Source organism: Bowmanella yangjiangensis (assembly GCF_017255015.1).
GTDB lineage: Bacteria > Pseudomonadota > Gammaproteobacteria > Enterobacterales > Alteromonadaceae > Bowmanella > Bowmanella yangjiangensis.
In genome coordinates, this window is record NZ_JAFKCS010000002.1 from 221,466 (window position 1) to 238,020 (window position 16,555).

The 16,555-nt window shown below is 49.9% G+C and carries 16 protein-coding genes; 12 read left to right on the forward strand and 4 right to left on the reverse strand.

From position 1 onward, the window contains the following. The first annotated feature begins 1 nt into the window (after position 1). The 8 genes from J0A65_RS03440 (at position 2) to J0A65_RS03475 (ending at position 7,422) form a co-directional block, all read left to right on the forward strand. Entirely contained in the window at positions 2–952 is a 951-nt protein-coding gene (locus J0A65_RS03440; RefSeq protein WP_269814626.1) for a MucB/RseB C-terminal domain-containing protein, read from the forward strand. Further along, positions 949–1,434, forward strand: coding sequence for a SoxR reducing system RseC family protein (locus tag J0A65_RS03445; RefSeq protein ID WP_206592728.1), 486 nt, complete (start codon positions 949–951; stop codon positions 1,432–1,434). Before J0A65_RS03440 ends, J0A65_RS03445 begins: the two co-directional genes overlap by 4 nt. A gap of 148 nt (positions 1,435–1,582) precedes the next feature. Next, positions 1,583–3,379: a translation elongation factor 4 gene (gene lepA / locus J0A65_RS03450; RefSeq protein WP_206592918.1), complete on the forward strand. Its 1,797-nt coding sequence runs from the start codon at positions 1,583–1,585 to the stop codon at positions 3,377–3,379. Continuing rightward, positions 3,380–4,303, forward strand: coding sequence for a signal peptidase I (lepB, locus tag J0A65_RS03455; protein WP_206592729.1), 924 nt, complete (start codon positions 3,380–3,382; stop codon positions 4,301–4,303). It begins immediately after the preceding gene. Then, positions 4,304–4,984, forward strand: coding sequence for a ribonuclease III (gene rnc / locus J0A65_RS03460; RefSeq protein WP_206592730.1), 681 nt, complete (start codon positions 4,304–4,306; stop codon positions 4,982–4,984). Beyond that, the gene (era, locus tag J0A65_RS03465) at positions 4,974–5,882 is read left to right on the forward strand and encodes a GTPase Era (RefSeq protein WP_232849712.1); all 909 of its coding nucleotides are present in this window, start codon (positions 4,974–4,976) and stop codon (positions 5,880–5,882) included. The genes rnc and era overlap by 11 nt, the downstream gene beginning before the upstream one ends. An 81-nt stretch (positions 5,883–5,963) precedes the next feature. Next, on the forward strand, positions 5,964–6,608 hold the full coding sequence (gene pdxH / locus J0A65_RS03470) for a pyridoxamine 5'-phosphate oxidase (RefSeq protein WP_206592731.1): 645 nt from the start codon (positions 5,964–5,966) through the stop codon (positions 6,606–6,608). A 37-nt stretch (positions 6,609–6,645) separates the two neighbouring features. Continuing rightward, positions 6,646–7,422, forward strand: a complete 777-nt coding sequence (locus tag J0A65_RS03475; protein ID WP_206592732.1) for a TatD family hydrolase — start codon at positions 6,646–6,648, stop codon at positions 7,420–7,422. Here J0A65_RS03475 and J0A65_RS03480 read toward each other — a convergent pair. Continuing rightward, on the reverse strand, positions 7,393–8,025 hold the full coding sequence (locus J0A65_RS03480; protein WP_206592733.1) for an AhpA/YtjB family protein: 633 nt from the start codon (positions 8,023–8,025) through the stop codon (positions 7,393–7,395). The two genes, J0A65_RS03475 and J0A65_RS03480, sit on opposite strands and share 30 nt — an antisense overlap. A gap of 44 nt (positions 8,026–8,069) precedes the next feature. Further along, complete coding sequence (locus tag J0A65_RS03485) at positions 8,070–9,302, reverse strand: CaiB/BaiF CoA transferase family protein (protein WP_206592734.1); 1,233 nt, start codon at positions 9,300–9,302, stop codon at positions 8,070–8,072. Between the two features lie 126 nt (positions 9,303–9,428). Here J0A65_RS03485 and serB point away from each other — a divergent pair, with 126 nt between their 5' ends. The 3 genes from serB to J0A65_RS03500 all read left to right on the forward strand — a co-directional run bounded on the left by serB (position 9,429) and on the right by J0A65_RS03500 (position 11,745). Continuing rightward, positions 9,429–10,496: a phosphoserine phosphatase SerB gene (gene serB, locus J0A65_RS03490; protein ID WP_206592735.1), complete on the forward strand. Its 1,068-nt coding sequence runs from the start codon at positions 9,429–9,431 to the stop codon at positions 10,494–10,496. A 6-nt stretch (positions 10,497–10,502) separates the two neighbouring features. Next, entirely contained in the window at positions 10,503–11,426 is a 924-nt protein-coding gene (locus J0A65_RS03495; protein ID WP_206592736.1) for an alpha/beta fold hydrolase, read from the forward strand. A gap of 121 nt (positions 11,427–11,547) precedes the next feature. Beyond that, entirely contained in the window at positions 11,548–11,745 is a 198-nt protein-coding gene (locus tag J0A65_RS03500) for a ribosome alternative rescue factor ArfA (RefSeq protein WP_206592737.1), read from the forward strand. Here the strand turns inward: J0A65_RS03500 and J0A65_RS03505 are convergent. Further along, positions 11,717–14,263, reverse strand: a complete 2,547-nt coding sequence (locus J0A65_RS03505) for a PilZ domain-containing protein (protein ID WP_206592738.1) — start codon at positions 14,261–14,263, stop codon at positions 11,717–11,719. The two genes, J0A65_RS03500 and J0A65_RS03505, sit on opposite strands and share 29 nt — an antisense overlap. 273 nt (positions 14,264–14,536) lie before the next feature. Here J0A65_RS03505 and radA point away from each other — a divergent pair, with 273 nt between their 5' ends. Further along, entirely contained in the window at positions 14,537–15,901 is a 1,365-nt protein-coding gene (gene radA / locus J0A65_RS03510; RefSeq protein ID WP_206592739.1) for a DNA repair protein RadA, read from the forward strand. Here radA and J0A65_RS03515 read toward each other — a convergent pair. Further along, positions 15,898–16,275, reverse strand: coding sequence for a PilZ domain-containing protein (locus tag J0A65_RS03515; protein WP_206592740.1), 378 nt, complete (start codon positions 16,273–16,275; stop codon positions 15,898–15,900). The genes radA and J0A65_RS03515 overlap by 4 nt on opposite strands. Positions 16,276–16,555 lie beyond the last annotated feature (280 nt).

The following is a 16,555-nucleotide window of genomic DNA, read 5'->3' on the forward strand; positions in this document are numbered from 1 at the left end:
TATGCGGCGATGGTTGTGGTGCGTAGTTTTTAGTTGTTTTTCGGTCGTAGCCCAACCTGACGATAGCGCTCAAGCCTGGATGGATAAAATGGCTGCGGCGCTTAAACAGCTCAATTATCAAATTTCCTTTGTATTGGTTCAACCTAATGGCGGTTTCGAGCCTTATCTATGGCGTCATGCTATAGAGGATGGCGTTGAAGTTGAGCATTTGAGTTTGCAAAATGGCCCCGGTCGGGAGATTGTGCGAATCGGTGACCTGGTCAGCTATTTTGAACCTAACGTTCCTGCTTATTCTATTCGTTCCACGTCAATAAACGGTCCCTTGCCGGTCACCTTGTTTCGTCAGCCCGAACTTCTAAATAACAGTTATGACTTCGTGGTGGTGGGACGTAGTCGAGTAGCAGGGCGCTCTGCCCAGCAAATTCGTATTGTCAGTAAAGACCGCAGTCGTTATGGCTACAATCTTTGGTTAGATCAAGATACCGGGCTGTTGCTCAAATTAGATATGATGAATCTTCAGGGCGAACCGCTAGAGCAGGTGCAGGTGACGTCTTTGCATGTTACCCCTGAACCGGACGAGTATTTCTCACGTATCGAAGCTGAGAAGATGCCTGATGTTGTGTTGTTGAATGAGGCCGAACCTGTACCTGGTCGTTGGAAGGTTAATTGGCTACCTGCCGGCATGGTCGAAGTTCGCAGGGATATGCACAGACTGCCATTGACCGGAAAGATGGTGGATTACATTATGCTCAGCGATGGTTTGATTGACGTGTCGTTGTATTTGCAGGCGGTTGAACCTGGGGCATCTGAGAATGGCTGGTTGAAGTACGGGGCCAATACCTTGTTGTCTTTACAGAAAGGGCCACTTGAAATCACTGTAGTCGGTAAACTGCCACCTCAAACGGCGAATGCCATTGCTAACTCAGTTCAGTATATTGAGGCACCGCAGTGATTGAAGAGCTTGGCGTGATTAAGGCGGTTGATCAGGATCATATCTGGGTTGAAACCCAAATAAAAACCACCTGTGGGGGCTGCAGTGTCAATCAGGATTGCGGAACTGGTGTGGTAGCCAGAGGGCTATCTTCGAAGAGCCAGTTATTGATTTTCCGCTGCGACAAACCTGCGAGAATTGGTCAGCAGGTAAAGCTGGGAATACCTGAGGAAGACTTGCTTGGTGCCTCAGCCTTGATGTATTTACTACCCTTAGTGATTTTGCTCGTTAGTGTTGCTTTGGGCAGTGCATTGCTCCCTCAGGTAGGCCTTGAGCATGAACTCTGGAGCGCATTGTTCGCAGGTATGTTTACCGGGGTAGGCTTTTGGCAAATTCGCCGCTATTTGCAAAGTGCCAAACGTTCCCAGTATCAACCTCGTTTACTGGAATTGCTTCCCTACCGTGGCCAATCTCTGGATGTGGTTCAGGTAAGCGGCCAGTAGCCAGGTTCCCCTACTTTAAGTCTCGTCTTTTCACTAGTTCAACCCCATACCACAACAAGATCGCAAAGCGCGCAATAAAACGGTAAAATCGCCGCCTTATTGCAATAGTTCAGTTTTTTGGCCTTAAGTAGGAATGTCAGACATTACCATGCAGCTCAAGCATATCCGCAATTTCAGTATCATTGCCCACATAGACCACGGTAAATCCACCTTGTCCGATCGCCTGATTCAGCATTGCGGCGGCCTGACCGACCGGGAAATGGCTGCTCAGGTTCTCGACTCGATGGATCTCGAGCGTGAGCGTGGGATCACCATTAAAGCGCAGAGCGTTACCCTTAACTATAAGGCCAAAGACGGCGAAACTTATCAGCTGAACTTTATCGACACCCCTGGGCACGTCGACTTTTCCTATGAAGTGTCTCGTTCACTGGCCGCCTGTGAAGGGGCATTGCTGGTGGTTGACGCCGGTCAGGGCGTAGAAGCTCAGACTCTGGCCAACTGTTACACCGCAATTGAGATGGATCTGGAAGTTGTTCCAATACTTAACAAGATTGACCTGCCTCAGGCCGAGCCGGATCGTGTCGCTGCTGAGATTGAAGATATTGTTGGAATTGATGCCATGAGTGCGGTGCGCTGCTCAGCTAAGACAGGTGTTGGTATTGAGGACGTACTGGAAGTTATCGTTAAGCAAGTACCGCCGCCGGTTGGTAACAGTGATGGTCCATTACAAGCATTGATTGTTGATTCCTGGTTTGACAACTATCAGGGCGTTGTCTCGTTAGTGCGCGTGATGCATGGCGAGCTGAAAGCCGGTGATAAGATTAAGATCATGTCTAATGGCCAGGTACACCAGGTCGATAAGATTGGGATCTTCACTCCTAAAGCCACGGACACCGGTGTATTACGTACCGGCGAAGTAGGTTTTCTGATTGCCGGTATTAAAGAAATCCATGGCGCGCCAGTGGGGGACACCATCACGCTGGCGAAGCAGCCGGCGGATAAAGCATTACCAGGCTTTAAGAAAGTGAAGCCGCAGGTTTACGCCGGTATGTTCCCGATCAGTTCTGACGATTACGAAGATTTTCGTGATGCGCTGTCCAAGTTAAGCCTGAATGATGCGTCTTTGTTCTTTGAACCAGAGAACTCCAGCGCACTGGGCTTTGGTTTCCGGATCGGTTTCCTTGGCATGTTGCACATGGAAATTGTACAGGAGCGTCTGGAGCGCGAATATGACCTGGATCTGATAACAACCGCCCCAACCGTAGTCTATGAAGTATTGACCACCAAAGGGCAGACCGTTCAGGTTGATAACCCGTCCAAGTTGCCTGCCGTCAACGATATTGCCGAGATTAGAGAGCCTATCGTTGAAGCGAATATATTAGTACCCAAAGATTATCTGGGTAACGTCATTACCTTGTGTATCGAGAAGCGCGGTATGCAAACCAATATGACCTACCACGGAAATCAAGTGGCGGTGACCTATGAGTTACCTATGGCCGAAGTGGTGATGGATTTCTTTGACCGACTCAAGTCAACCAGTCGCGGCTTTGCGTCTTTGGATTATAACTTTAAACGTTTCCAGACGGCTGACATGGTGCGATTGGATATTCTGGTTAACGGTGAGCGTGTCGATGCGTTGGCAGTGATTACCCACCGTGACAATTCTCAATACCGTGGACGGGAATTGGTAGAGAAGCTGCGTGAGCTGATCCCAAGGCAGATGTTTGACATTGCTATTCAGGCGGCTATTGGTAACCATGTTATTGCGCGTAGCACAGTTAAACAGTTGCGTAAAAACGTTATCGCCAAGTGTTACGGTGGTGACGTGAGTCGTAAGAAGAAACTGCTTCAGAAGCAGAAAGAAGGTAAGAAACGGATGAAGCAGGTTGGCAACGTGGAACTGCCGCAAGACGCCTTCTTGGCCGTACTGAAAGTAGGAAAGTAAATGGCAAATTATTTCTCCATTGGATTGGTGTTTATCACCCTGGCATCAGGTTTGATTTGGTTGGCTGACGCACTATTGTGGGCGCCAAAGCGCAAAGAGAAGGTGGCCTTGGCTAAGGCCAGTAACAGTGCCAACCTGGATGATGAAACCCTGCAAAAGATAGCACCGGAGCCGTATCTGGTGGATACCGCTAAGCAGATCTTCCCGGTCATTGCGTTCGTGTTGGTGTTACGTTCATTTTTATACGAGCCTTTTCAGATTCCTTCCGGGTCGATGATGCCAACCTTATTGGTCGGTGACTTTATTCTGGTGGAGAAATTTACCTATGGTTTGAAAGACCCGGTAGCACGCAATAAGTTTATTGAAGTCGGCGAGCCACAGCGCGGTGACATTGTGGTATTCAAATATCCCGAAGACCCAAATATCGACTTTATTAAGCGGGTAGTCGGACTGCCCGGTGATACTGTGGTGTACAAAAATAAGCAGGTGTTTATTAAGCCCGCTTGTGATGTAACGACCACGCCAGAGTGTCCTCAATTAAAGCCGGTGGAACTGACCTTTGAACAACGCGGTGAGTTCTTCCAGGATCTGGTGCCGCTGGAACGCTTTACGGAGAAACTGGGTGAGGTAAGTCACGAGATTCTGCGTAACCCCGCCGTGCCACCTCATCCTCAGATGTATTACCAGCAACCCGGTACTGCTGCTGATGAGTTTCTGGTTCCCGAAGGCCAGTATTTGGTGTTAGGTGACAACAGGGATAACAGTCGTGACAGCCGTTATTGGGGATTCGTACCGGATGAGAACCTGGTCGGTAAGGCTGTGGCTATCTGGATAAGCTTTGAGTTTGATCGTGAGCCAAGCAGTTGGGTGCCTGGTTGGGTGCCAACCGGTGTGCGTTTCTCTCGTATTGGCGGTATTCACTAGATGCTTGATCCTTATAAGAGCCTGAGTAGGAAACTGGGTTATCAATTTAAGGACGTGAATGCGCTTGAACTGGCACTGACACACCGTAGCGCGGCTAAGCAACATAACGAGCGGCTGGAATATCTGGGTGATTCGGTGTTGGGTATGGTTATTGCCAGAGCCTTGTATCTGCGTTTCCCGGAGCAACCGGAAGGTAAGTTGACCCGTATGCGGGCAACACTGGTTAAAGGCGATACGCTGGCTGAACTGGCGCGAGAGTTTGAACTAGGTGAACTACTCAAACTGGGGCCCGGTGAATTAAAAAGCGGTGGTTATCGTCGTGATTCCATTCTGTCGGACGCCATGGAAGCCATTATCGGTGCGATATTCCTTGAGGCAGGCCTGGACACCGTTAACAGCCTGATTCTGGCCTGGTACGCCAGTCGTATTGAACAACTGGATCCTAATGTTCACCCTAAAGATCATAAGACCCGCCTGCAGGAATACCTGCAGGGCCGTAAACAACCACTGCCCGAGTACGAAGTTGTGGATGTAAAAGGCAAATCCCATGATCAGACCTTTGAGGTGGAATGCCGGATCGTTGAATTAGTTGAACCTGTTCGGGCCCGCGGTAACAGCCGTCGCCGCGCCGAACAACAAGCCGCCAAGCTGGTACTGGAGAAGCTGAACCATGCACTCTGAACATAACACCTATTGTGGCATGGTGGCCATTGTTGGACGCCCCAATGTGGGTAAGTCTACATTGCTCAACAAATTGCTGGGGCAGAAGGTCAGTATTACCTCACGTAAACCGCAAACCACCCGTCATCGTATTCTGGGCATAGATACCGAAGGGGACTATCAGGCTGTGTATGTGGATACACCGGGGCTACATCGCGAAGAAAAGCGTGCCATTAACCGTCTTATGAATCGTGCAGCCTCCAGTTCTTTGGCGGATGTCGGCCTGGTGTTGTTTGTCGTTGAAGGCACACGCTGGACTGAAGATGATCAGATGGTACTGACTAAAATCCAGGAATCCGGATTGGAATGTTGGCTACTGGTTAATAAAATTGACCAGATTAAAGATCGCGACGCTCTGCTACCCCACCTGCAATGGCTAGGTAATCAGCATAAGTTTGAGCATGTGATTCCTGTTTCAGCCAAGCAAGGCAGTAACTTGGACAGACTGCGTGAGTTGGTCCACCAAAGCCTGCCCGAGTCAGATTTTTATTTCCCGGAAGAATATGTCACAGACCGCTCATCGCGTTTTATGGCGGCTGAGATCATTCGCGAAAAACTCATGCGTTTCACTGGTGACGAGCTGCCTTACTCGGTCACCGTGGAAATTGAGCAATTTAAGCTGTCCGATAACGGCATTTATCAGATCAACGGTTTGATTTTAGTAGAGCGGGACAGCCAAAAAGCCATGGTGATAGGTAAAGGCGGGCAACGTTTGAAAACTATTGGCCAGGAAGCTCGTCAGGATATGGAGCGTTTGTTTGATAACAAAGTGTTTTTGGAACTGTGGGTGAAGGTCAAGTCTGGCTGGGCAGATGATGAAAGAGCACTGCGCAGTCTAGGCTATGGAGAGAATGACTAATTTATAGTCGCTAAATAAGGCCCGCGCCCGGTGGGCCTGTTCCTGGGGCGCGGTATAACCTGTGTCAGATGGGGGAAGCAGATGCTGGACAAATTAGCCGATATTCGCCGTGAATACAGCCGAGGCGGGTTGGACAGGAAAGACCTGAGTGAAGACCCCTTTGTACAGTTTGAGCACTGGTTGAAAGACATCATTGCGACGGGCCTGCCTGATCCGACCGCCATGACAGTGGCGACGGTTAATGCGGATGGACAGCCATCTCAGCGCATCGTGCTGCTAAAAGATGTCAGCCCCAAGGGCTTTGTATTCTACACCAACCTTGGTAGTCGCAAGGCCGCAGAGCTTAAGGCTAATCCCCGTATTTCGCTGCACTTCCCCTGGCATCTGATTGAGCGCCAGGTTAAGGTTTGTGGCGTGGTTGAACCCCTATCAACCCTGGAAGTCAGTAAGTATTTCTTGTCCCGTCCTCGTGAAAGTCAGTTGGCAGCCTGGGCATCAGAGCAAAGCCGACCTATTTCTACCCGTCAGCTATTAATGAGTAAATTTGCTGAAGTAAAAAACAAGTTTGCCAAGGGCGAAGTGCCACTACCCAGTTTCTGGGGCGGTTACCGGGTGATACCTCATGAGATTGAATTCTGGCAGGGCGGCGAACATCGTTTGCACGACAGGTTTGTTTATCGCCTGCAGTCTGATCAGCGCTGGGCTATTGAACGGTTGATGCCTTAAGCTTAAGGCTGATTTCACCGGCTCTTCAGGACAGGGTATGATCGACAGTCACTGCCACTTGGATTTCGCTGCATTTGACCAGGATCGTGAACAGCAGATCGCGCTCGCTACCCGCCAGGGCGTAACAGATTTTATTTTACCTGGTGTGCAGGCAAGTCAGTGGCCTGGTCTGATTCGCTTATGCCAGACATTACCTTCTTTGCATTTTGCCCTGGGGCTGCACCCTTACTTTCTGAGCGACTATGAGCCTCAGCATTTGGCGTTATTAGAGGCTCTGCTTAGTGAACAGCATGGACACGTGGTCGCAGTTGGAGAGATTGGCATCGATCTGGCAATTGAGGTGGATGGGCGCTTTCAGGAGTCACTGTTTTGTACACAGCTTGAACTCGCGCAGCAGCACCGTTTGCCGGTTATTGTTCACCACCGAAAATCCCATCACCGTATAATGCATTGCCTTAAGGCCTGCGGCTTTAAACAAGGCGGGGTGGTCCACGCTTTTTCAGGCAGTCTGCAACAGGCTGAGCGTTATCTGGATATGGGCTTCAAACTTGGCATTGGTGGCACTATCACTTACCCAAGAGCAGCAAAAACCCGTGAAACCGTGCGCCAATTACCGCTGGATGCCATAGTGCTGGAGACGGATAGCCCGGATATGCCGATGCTAGGGTATCAGGGACAACGTAACAGCCCAGCGAATCTGGCAAGGGTGCTGGATAGTCTGGCAGAATTGCTGAACCTTGATCGCAAGGCCATTGAAACGCACACCGACCGCAATACCCGGGCGCTATTTAAACTCGGGTCCAGTGCGGCTTGATTCAATATCTACCGAGAGTTTGCGATAGCGAACCTTGTAAAAGGCTCTGGTGACTAACACACCAATAGCAAAGGCCAACAGCAATAAGGCATAAGTTTGCTGGCGGCGATGATCCTGCACCTGTGTCTGGTATTGCATAATAGCCTGTCTGTCCATGATCAGGCGAATGTAACCAATCAGCTGATTACCTTCGAATACCTCTTTAACGTACACCATAGGTTGGTGCTGTACGTCGGTTTTAAACTGTGACACCAGATCAAGAGCTTCACCGGCTTCATACATCAGCTCACCTTTTTCATTATGCATGGTGGCATTCAGTACGTGATTGTCCTCTACCAGTTGCTGCAAGGTGCGCTGCACCGCGCTTATGTCTTCATCCTGCATCAAGGTGGCGGCCAGCTTGGCGCTGTGGGAAACCAAACTGTTACCCAACAGATCGGCTTGTGCTGCGAGTATATGCTGGTCCTGATCAACACTGGAAAGCCAGATGTTGATACCGATAATGGCAGCAATAACCGCAAGACCAAAGTTAGCCAGACGTTTATAGATGGAGTAAGTGCTAGGTAGCTCCCACTCTATATGAAAAAGATGCTTGGTGTTCATAGCCGCTACAATAGGGCATTGCCGTTTAAATGCAAGTCCGCTGGTTAATCCTGTGTCTGTGGGTTTATCACGCCAAGCTTTGCCAAATGGGCAATGTCCTGTTCAGATAATCCAAGGCGCTGCTGCAGCACGAATTCAGTGTGTTGTCCCAGAGCTGGCGGCGGACTGTTGTATTGCACCGGCGATTGGCTAAATTGAATCGGATTGCCGACAAAAGGTTGTGCTTGCCCATTCTTGCCTGTGAACTGGCGTTGCATCTGTCTATGCTGTACCTGTGGATTAGCAAAAGCCCCTGCCAATGTATTGATGGGGCCACAGGGAACAGACTGTGCTTCCAACTGTGTTAGCCACCAATCACTGGGTTGGGTAAGTAAAATTTGCGCTAGCAGGGGAACTAGCTGGTCACGGTATTTTACGCGTTGGGCATTGGTACTGAACTCAGGACGGTGCAGCAAGGATTCGCAGCCGGGTAGGGTGCAAAAGCGGGCAAACTGCTGGTCATTTCCAATCGCCAAAATGATATGCCCATCGGCGGTGGCAAAGCTTTGATAGGGGACAATATTCGGGTGGGCGTTACCTAGTCTGGTTGGTGACTCGCCGCTAACCAGATAATTCATGGCTTGATTGGCCAAACTGGCTATTTGCACGTCCAGCAAAGCCAGGTCAATGTGCTGACCAAGGCCGGTAGCATGACGATAAAGCAACGCCGCCTGGATAGCGTTACAGGCATACAAACCAGTAAGAATGTCAGCCAATGCCACCCCTACCTTCATAGGCGCGCCGTTTGGCTCACCGGTAATACTCATCAGGCCCCCCATGGCCTGGATCATAAAATCGTAGCCGGGTTGAGAGGCAAGCGGCCCGCTTTGGCCAAAACCGGTAATAGAGCAATAAATAAGGCGCGGATTAAGTGCCTGCAGGCTGGCATAATCAAGACCATACTTAGCCAGACCGCCCACCTTGAAGTTTTCCACTAGCACATCCGACTCGGCAGCCAGGCGGTGGATCAGCGCTTGTCCTTCTGCTTTGCTAAAATCAATGGCTACGGATTGCTTGTTGCGGTTCGCGGTATGAAAGTAAGCGGCATCACTGCTTTGCTCACTTTGAATGAACGGCGGTCCCCAGCCCCGGGTATCATCGCCTTTGAGCGGTGGTTCAATCTTCACAACGTCGGCACCAAAGTCTGCCAGCATCTGAGTTGCCCAGGGACCGGCCAGGACGCGACTGAGATCCAATACCTTGATGCCTGCCAATGCTGAGACCTGATTTTGCTGCATATACCCTCCGTCCTGCAGATTGAGGCATTATGCTACAACGTCAGCGGTGCTTTTAACTATTGAATTGTGCGAACAAGCCTGCAAGAATCCTGAGCTTTATTTCGCCAGTCCCGCCAAGGTAGCAGAGTGACCGAATTACAACTGACTCCCCAGCAGCTAACGTCCAGTGCGTTTCTTTCTAAGTTGTTTGCCATCCCAGAATTGCAGCTTTTTCATCTGGCACCGGCCAGTGTTTGTACAAACTTAACTGCAGACCAGCTAGGCGGTATGGCCTGTTCAATGGGGGATGTGGTGCAGCCCGAGGCCGCTGCGGACTGGCAGGTGGCGACCATGATCGTCAATGCCCAGGCGCTGACATTGGAAAAGCTGCTCGCCGTGCAGGATGGGCTTAAGCCCTGGCTGCAAATTGGCCGCTTTAGTCAGACTCATCAGATTGGCCAAGAAAGCCTGGCTGTCACCATGCAGGTGAAGGTGTGCCCACAAGGGCTACCCCCAGGCACGCTGCAGGCTCTGGCTGTTGCCCAGCAGTTAGAGCTGAATCTATTGCGTGCTCAGCCGCGTTTGGATGTGCCCGGATTATTGGTCATGGATATGGACAGCACCGTTATTCAAATGGAATGTATTGATGAAATTGCCCAGTTGGCGGGAGTGGGGCCTGCGGTGTCTGAAGTGACAGAACTGGCCATGCAAGGCAAGCTGGATTTTGCCCAGAGTCTGACGCAGCGGGTGGGTTGTTTAAAAGGTGCCGATGAACAGATTCTTCGCCAGGTCAGAGATTGCTTGCCGTTAATGCCGGGGTTGGAGCGTTTGGTACGTGAACTAAAGGCTCACGGTTGGAAGATTGCTATCGCCTCCGGTGGTTTTACCTATTTTGCCGATTATTTAAAAGAGCGGTTAGGTTTAGATGCCGCGGTATCTAATCAACTCGGCATCGAAGAAGGCAAGTTGACCGGCCTGGTAGAAGGGGACATTGTCGATGCCAAGGTTAAAGCGCAAACCCTAAAGGGACTGGCTGAACAATATGGCATTGCACCAGAGCAAACCGTTGCCATGGGTGATGGGGCCAATGACCTGGTGATGATGGCCGCCGCAGGCCTGGGGGTGGCGTACAAAGCCAAACCTGTGGTGCTGGAGAGGGCTGATGCGGCTATTCGCTTTGGTGGGCTCGACGAACTGCTGCATTTACTGAAGTAGACAATTATGAGCGGTGAGCTGATACATCAATCAAGATATCTGGATGGCGGCGACCATAAGCTGCATATTCGCCATATTCAGCATAGCGACCACCCGCAGGGTCCGGCTGTGTTAATGGTGCATGGCTCTATTGAGAACGGTCGGATTTTTTACAATGACAAAGGCCGAGGGCTTGGCAGCTACCTGGCCAGGCAGGGATTCAATGTTTATGTATTGGATCTGCGCGGACGCGGACAAAGCAGCCCTGCCATTGGGCGTGGAGATGAACATACCCAGTGGCATTATCTGAATGAAGACTTACCCCATGCCATGCAATGGGTGGGGAAACAACATCAGGGCAAATTTAGTACGGTAGCGCACTCCTGGGGCGGCGTATTAATGATGGCCTGCCTGCTGCGTCATCCCCATCTCATTAATCAGGTGGAGCGTCAGGTGTTCTTTGGCAGTAAGCGCAGTATCAGAGTACATAATCCCGAACGATGGTTTAAGGTTGATTTGGTATGGGGCCTGGTGTCGCCTTTGGTGGCAGGATTTCACGGCTATTTACCGGCGAAGAAGCTAGGTTTAGGTGCTGACAATGAAACTTTTGCTAATTGGCGGGATGTGACTAAATGGGTCAGGCAGCGTCGCTGGATTGATGCCACTGATGGCTTCGATTATCAGGCCGCGGCGAAGACGTTGCGCCTCCCCGCTACTTGGTTTATCACCGGGCAGAAAGATTATTCCCTTGGACATGTAAGAGATATGCGACGTTTTATGGCTGAACTTGGCATGGCGGATGCCCCTCAGGCCTTGCTTGGAAAGCAAAACGGCAATCTGCATGACTATGACCATATCAATATTCTTACCCATGCCGCCTGTCAGGATGATCATTTCCCTAAGGTCAGTCACTGGTTGAAAACCGGCAGTGACAGATTGGATAGCGACTGACGACTATTCGCCTGAATTGACAATTCGTGGCAAGGGAACCAATGGCTGCGTCGTTTGTCTATTGTTCCGACACAGGTACAATGCCTGTATAGATCAAAGCTGATAGATAACCGGAGCGAGTATGAAAAGAAGCACTGATACGCCGCATCAGCATGAGCGCGGCACTATTACCGACAACGCGCTAAAAGCGCTGGTCACCAGCAAACTCTTTACCACCAGGGTTGTAAAAGCCAAAAAGGGCAAAGGTTCCTACTCCAGAAAGGGGCGTAATTCAAAAGATTACGCCTTTTTTATTGGCTGTCTGTTAAAGAGCTATTGAGCATCTTCTCGTTTTTACCTTGTACCTGGTTGTCTGTATCTTCCACCTTACCCACATTAGCGTCGATATGATGCTGGTTAAAGCCATAGCGATACATGATCTCGGCCGTGACATCCAGCATGTCTGCCACGGCAGCCACATTCCATAACTGCTCTTCCAGCATCTTGGCTTTATGCACGGCGTAGCCACCCACGTAACTGAGCTCTGAATGTAACAGGCTAATATCCGGTCTGCCGGTTTTGGTGAGGAATAGTTTCAGAGCATAAAAACGCCCTTTGCCCATGGCCAAGCTGATAAATTCTCTGCGTTGAGCGTCATTGTTAAACTGCTCTACCAACTTAACCTGAATGGCTTGCTGAATACTGCCTAAGGTTGGATTAAAGGCGATAAAAAGTTCAAAAGCAGCGGGCACATTATGGGTGCGCATGTTTTTCAATGTTTGCTCAATAAAGCTGCGACTGTCTACTCTTGCCGCATACAAGGCATACAGATTCAGATTCTGCTCATCACCTCGATACGCCAGTAAAGGCTTGAGGCTGTGTTCAGAGGGGACATGCGCAATACTGTCGGGTAGCAGTTGAATACCGTCTTTGCGGATAAATACTGCAATGTTCAGAGGATTGGCGGCATAAATATTTCGTAGCGATTCTCCAATCCCAGCCATATCCTGCTGTTCATGCACAGGTTTAAGGCTACGCCTGTTATTCTTAATCAACTCCTGAAAAAACTCTTTAGCATGCATCTCACGGCTACTGTCGCCCAGCATCAGATGCACGATATTGCGGTCCGCACTGACATGCACCACCTTATAAGCTATTTCGGTAAGATGGTGCTTTTGCGTGAGTTTTTGCAGCTTTGGCAAACTGATTGCCAGTTGTGCGCCGACTTCCAAAGGAAACAGATTTTGCAGTTCCACACGCAGTCCACCGGCAGAAAAGTCCTCAGTAACGCCGGTAAGTTTCAGATCGTCATTGAGCAGATTGACCGGAGTACGCAGTAAAAAGCGTGTTTCCCGCCTAAGCTCCTGATACTTGAATCTGAACGGAGCGATGGACACCGGAGGGCGGTTTCGTGGGTGGCAAAACACCTGCAATTTGGTTAACAGCTCCTTTTGCAGTTTGCGTTTCTGATAAGCCTGCGTTGCCCATTCACTGCTGATATCGGTTACCAGGGCAATGTAACGAAGACTTTTCAGTTTGGATTGCAGACGTGGTGAAGGTGGCTGGTTTTGCCGCCGTACCATTTCACTCACCGTGTCGGGCAGAGACAGCGGAATATGGCATTGCTCAGGATGCATATCGGTAAGCTGTAATTTAAATACCCGCCAGCTCAGTTTTCGAGAGCCATAGGCCAGAAAAGCACTTTTGAGTTGAGGCTGGGCATCCAGTTCATGGCTGCTGGCCGAATAAAAATAACAGCGACCTTGAGTGACGTGAGAGAACACAAAAACTGTCATCTCGCGCTGCCCAGGGGCTAGCTCTCGCAGCTTTTGCAGGCGTTGGTGGCCAAACAGATAGCCTAAGCGTAAGTTGTTGTCTTCATCCAGCCAATACTGATAAATATCCCGGTTGCAGTCATTAAACAGCAGGTATTGTGGCTGCAGGTCGTCCTCGTGTTGACTGATGTATACCGGCAAAGAGGTAAAGTGGGGGATGTAATATTGTTCGTAACCCTTGGCGACAATAGCATCAATGGTGTTATCCATATTCACTTTGTAGCGACGCTTATTACCTTGAATGAATTTTTCCAGAAACTCATCGAAGGCCTTTTGTTCTTGATCATATAAGCGCTTAAGGGACAGACGCTGCTCTTCACGGCTGCGGTCAATATCGGTAAGCAGGTAATGTACCCCTTCCCCCCGATTTAAACCGTAGTCCAGCTCCAACCCACGAAAGTGCACGGTAATGCGCTCGCCGGGTTTGAACAAATAACGTTTAGGGGCTTTTACCTTAAGGCCACTAACAGAAATGTCGATACTGGTTGCGTGCACGGACTCTTTCAGCTCGGTGAATAGTTCTACCGACACCACAAAGTTCATGCGCTCTTCCCGGCGCTGACGCACGCCGGAAAAATCCACCACAGGTGCCAGATAACGCACTTCTAAAGGCAGACTTTGTGGGCTGTCACCTTCTGTACTGAGCACGTCGGTGTCTGGCTGATCCTTGCTGTGCATGACGCGAAAATTGTTTTCGGTATTGCACACAGCCTCATAAACGCCAATGGTATAGCCGCCAAAGCAGCGTACCTGGCGTTCAAACATTTCCTGCGCTATGTCATCCAGATAGTGTGTGATGCCCTCATGCTCGTAGGGATGGCATTCGCCGTCTACCGAGCCGCGCAGATCAATGCGTCGCTGACAGGGTTTAGCCTGTCGTTTTAATTCCATCTTTATCAGAAAACGCTTGGGGCGAGGAACGTTGGCAGCAACCTGAGACAGTATTTGATTGAAGGCTGGCTCTTTAACAACCGGTTTTAGCTGCTCAATAAGTTCCTGATATTGTTCTATTCCTGTTGTCATGCCTGTGCCGAGCTCGAAATATCCTGTTTATCTTATCGGTAAATAATCCATTTACTTGTGTAACCATGTGCTATCCGGGCAAAAAAAGTCAAGGTTTCTACTTATTTAAGTGTTTCGTCGGGGGATTCTTGAGCATCTTCTAACTTGCTCTTGTCTGGCAGGCCTGGCGCATGTCGACTGGCGTGCCTTTTTTGTGCAGACGATTGCCTTCAAACTTCGAAATTCCGGTAAAACTGATATGCTTGGCGCCATTATGGATTGGAGAGGGCCGGTATGGCTAAACGAAAAACCGCGTTTGTTTGTTCCGATTGTGGTGCGGAATTTCCCCGGTGGCAGGGGCAATGTAATGATTGCGGTGCCTGGAATACCATCTCTGAATTTGTTGTGTCAACCGCAAAGTCAGGTCCAGATGCCCGCCGCCATGGTTATGCTGGTCAAACGTCCGCTCAGGTCCAGACCCTGAATAATATTGATTTGCAGGCGCTGCCGCGTTTCTCCTCGGGTTTTAAAGAGTTGGATCGTGTGCTCGGCGGTGGGGTGGTGCCTGGCTCTGCCATACTTATTGGCGGCTCTCCAGGGGCGGGTAAAAGTACCTTGCTGCTGCAAACCATGTGCAATCTGGCCAAAGAGCGCGAAGCCTTGTATGTCACAGGCGAAGAGTCTTTGCAGCAAGTAGCGCTGCGCGCCCACCGTCTGGGTTTACCCACAGATAAGCTTAAGCTGTTAGCCGAGACCAGTATTGAGACTATTTGCGATGTGGCGCTTGCCCATAAACCGCAATTGATGGTGATTGACTCCATACAGGTGATGCATGTTGCCGATGTGCAATCAGCACCAGGTAGTGTTTCGCAAGTCAGAGAAAGTGCCGCCTATCTGACCCGCTTTGCCAAACAGCACCATATCGCCATGTTGATGGTGGGGCATGTGACCAAAGATGGTAGTTTGGCTGGCCCTAAAGTGCTGGAACATTGTATCGATTGCTCAATGATGCTGGAAGGGGATGGTGATAGCCGTTTTCGCACATTGCGCGGCCATAAAAACCGCTTTGGGGCGGTCAACGAATTAGGTGTGTTTGCCATGACGGATAAGGGGCTGAAGGAAGTCAGTAACCCTTCGGCAATCTTTTTAAGTCGTGAAGAGGAAGCCTCACCCGGTTCGCTGGTTATGGTGATCTGGGAAGGTACCCGGCCCTTACTGGTGGAAATCCAAGCCTTGGTTGACTACTCACAGATGGCCAATCCCCGCCGTTTGGCTGTGGGTTTGGATCAAAACAGGCTGGGTATGTTGCTGGCCGTTTTACATCGCCACGGCAATATTCAGATGAATGACCAGGATGTATTTGTGAATGTGGTGGGCGGGGTAAAAGTTGCTGAAACCAGTGCTGATCTGGCTTTGTTGATGGCGATGATTTCCAGTTTTCGCAATCAGGCTTTACCTAGAGAGTTGATTGTATTTGGCGAAGTTGGCTTGGCGGGTGAGATTCGCCCCGTGCCCAATGGCGCAGAGCGTTTGGCTGAAGCGGCTAAACACGGCTTTAGGCGTGCCATAGTGCCGGCTGCCAATATGCCTAAACAGCCTATTCAGGGCATGAAAGTAACAGGGGTGAAGCGTTTATCTGAGGCCCTGGAGGCTCTTTAAGCACCTGAGTTGGGGGAAGCGAGTGCCTCCAACTCCCTTTTCAGCAAAGAGTCGTCACCTACGTTCAGTTCAATCAGGCGGCGGAGATTTGATGCACTGTCGATATCAATCATATTGATTTTGATGCCAACCTGTTTGTCGTCTGCATGTTTAATCATGCCATCGAGCATAATGCTGCTAGCCATACCTGGAAGGCTAACGACTAGTAACACCGACTGACTTAAATCCGCGTCAAAGGCTTGGGGGCATTCGATCAATACACCTTTTAGGGAGATATCCAATAATCCACATTGCCATTGGCGTTGACCCTGGCGCAATTCGCAGGGTGCAGAAAATATTATGCGGGTAAACTTGCGGCGGTTTTCTGCTGTCATCGTATTTGGCCTTGCCATAATGTTTTAAGCATAGTCATAGATGCTTAAAAATACACATTGTACTACTGGCTAATTGTATGATTCATAGTGAAAAAACCAAGAGTAAGGGCGAAAAATTTTAATCCAGTATGTGCCAGCCCAAGCGGCGCAAGGCCCTGCAGGTGGTGTTTTTGATGGACAAACAAAAGCCAGGCAAATGCCCGGCTTGAATTTTATCTACACTTCACTAAATGTTGCGACCTCCTGTCGCTATTCGTAGAACCTTACTTTGAAATTTTCT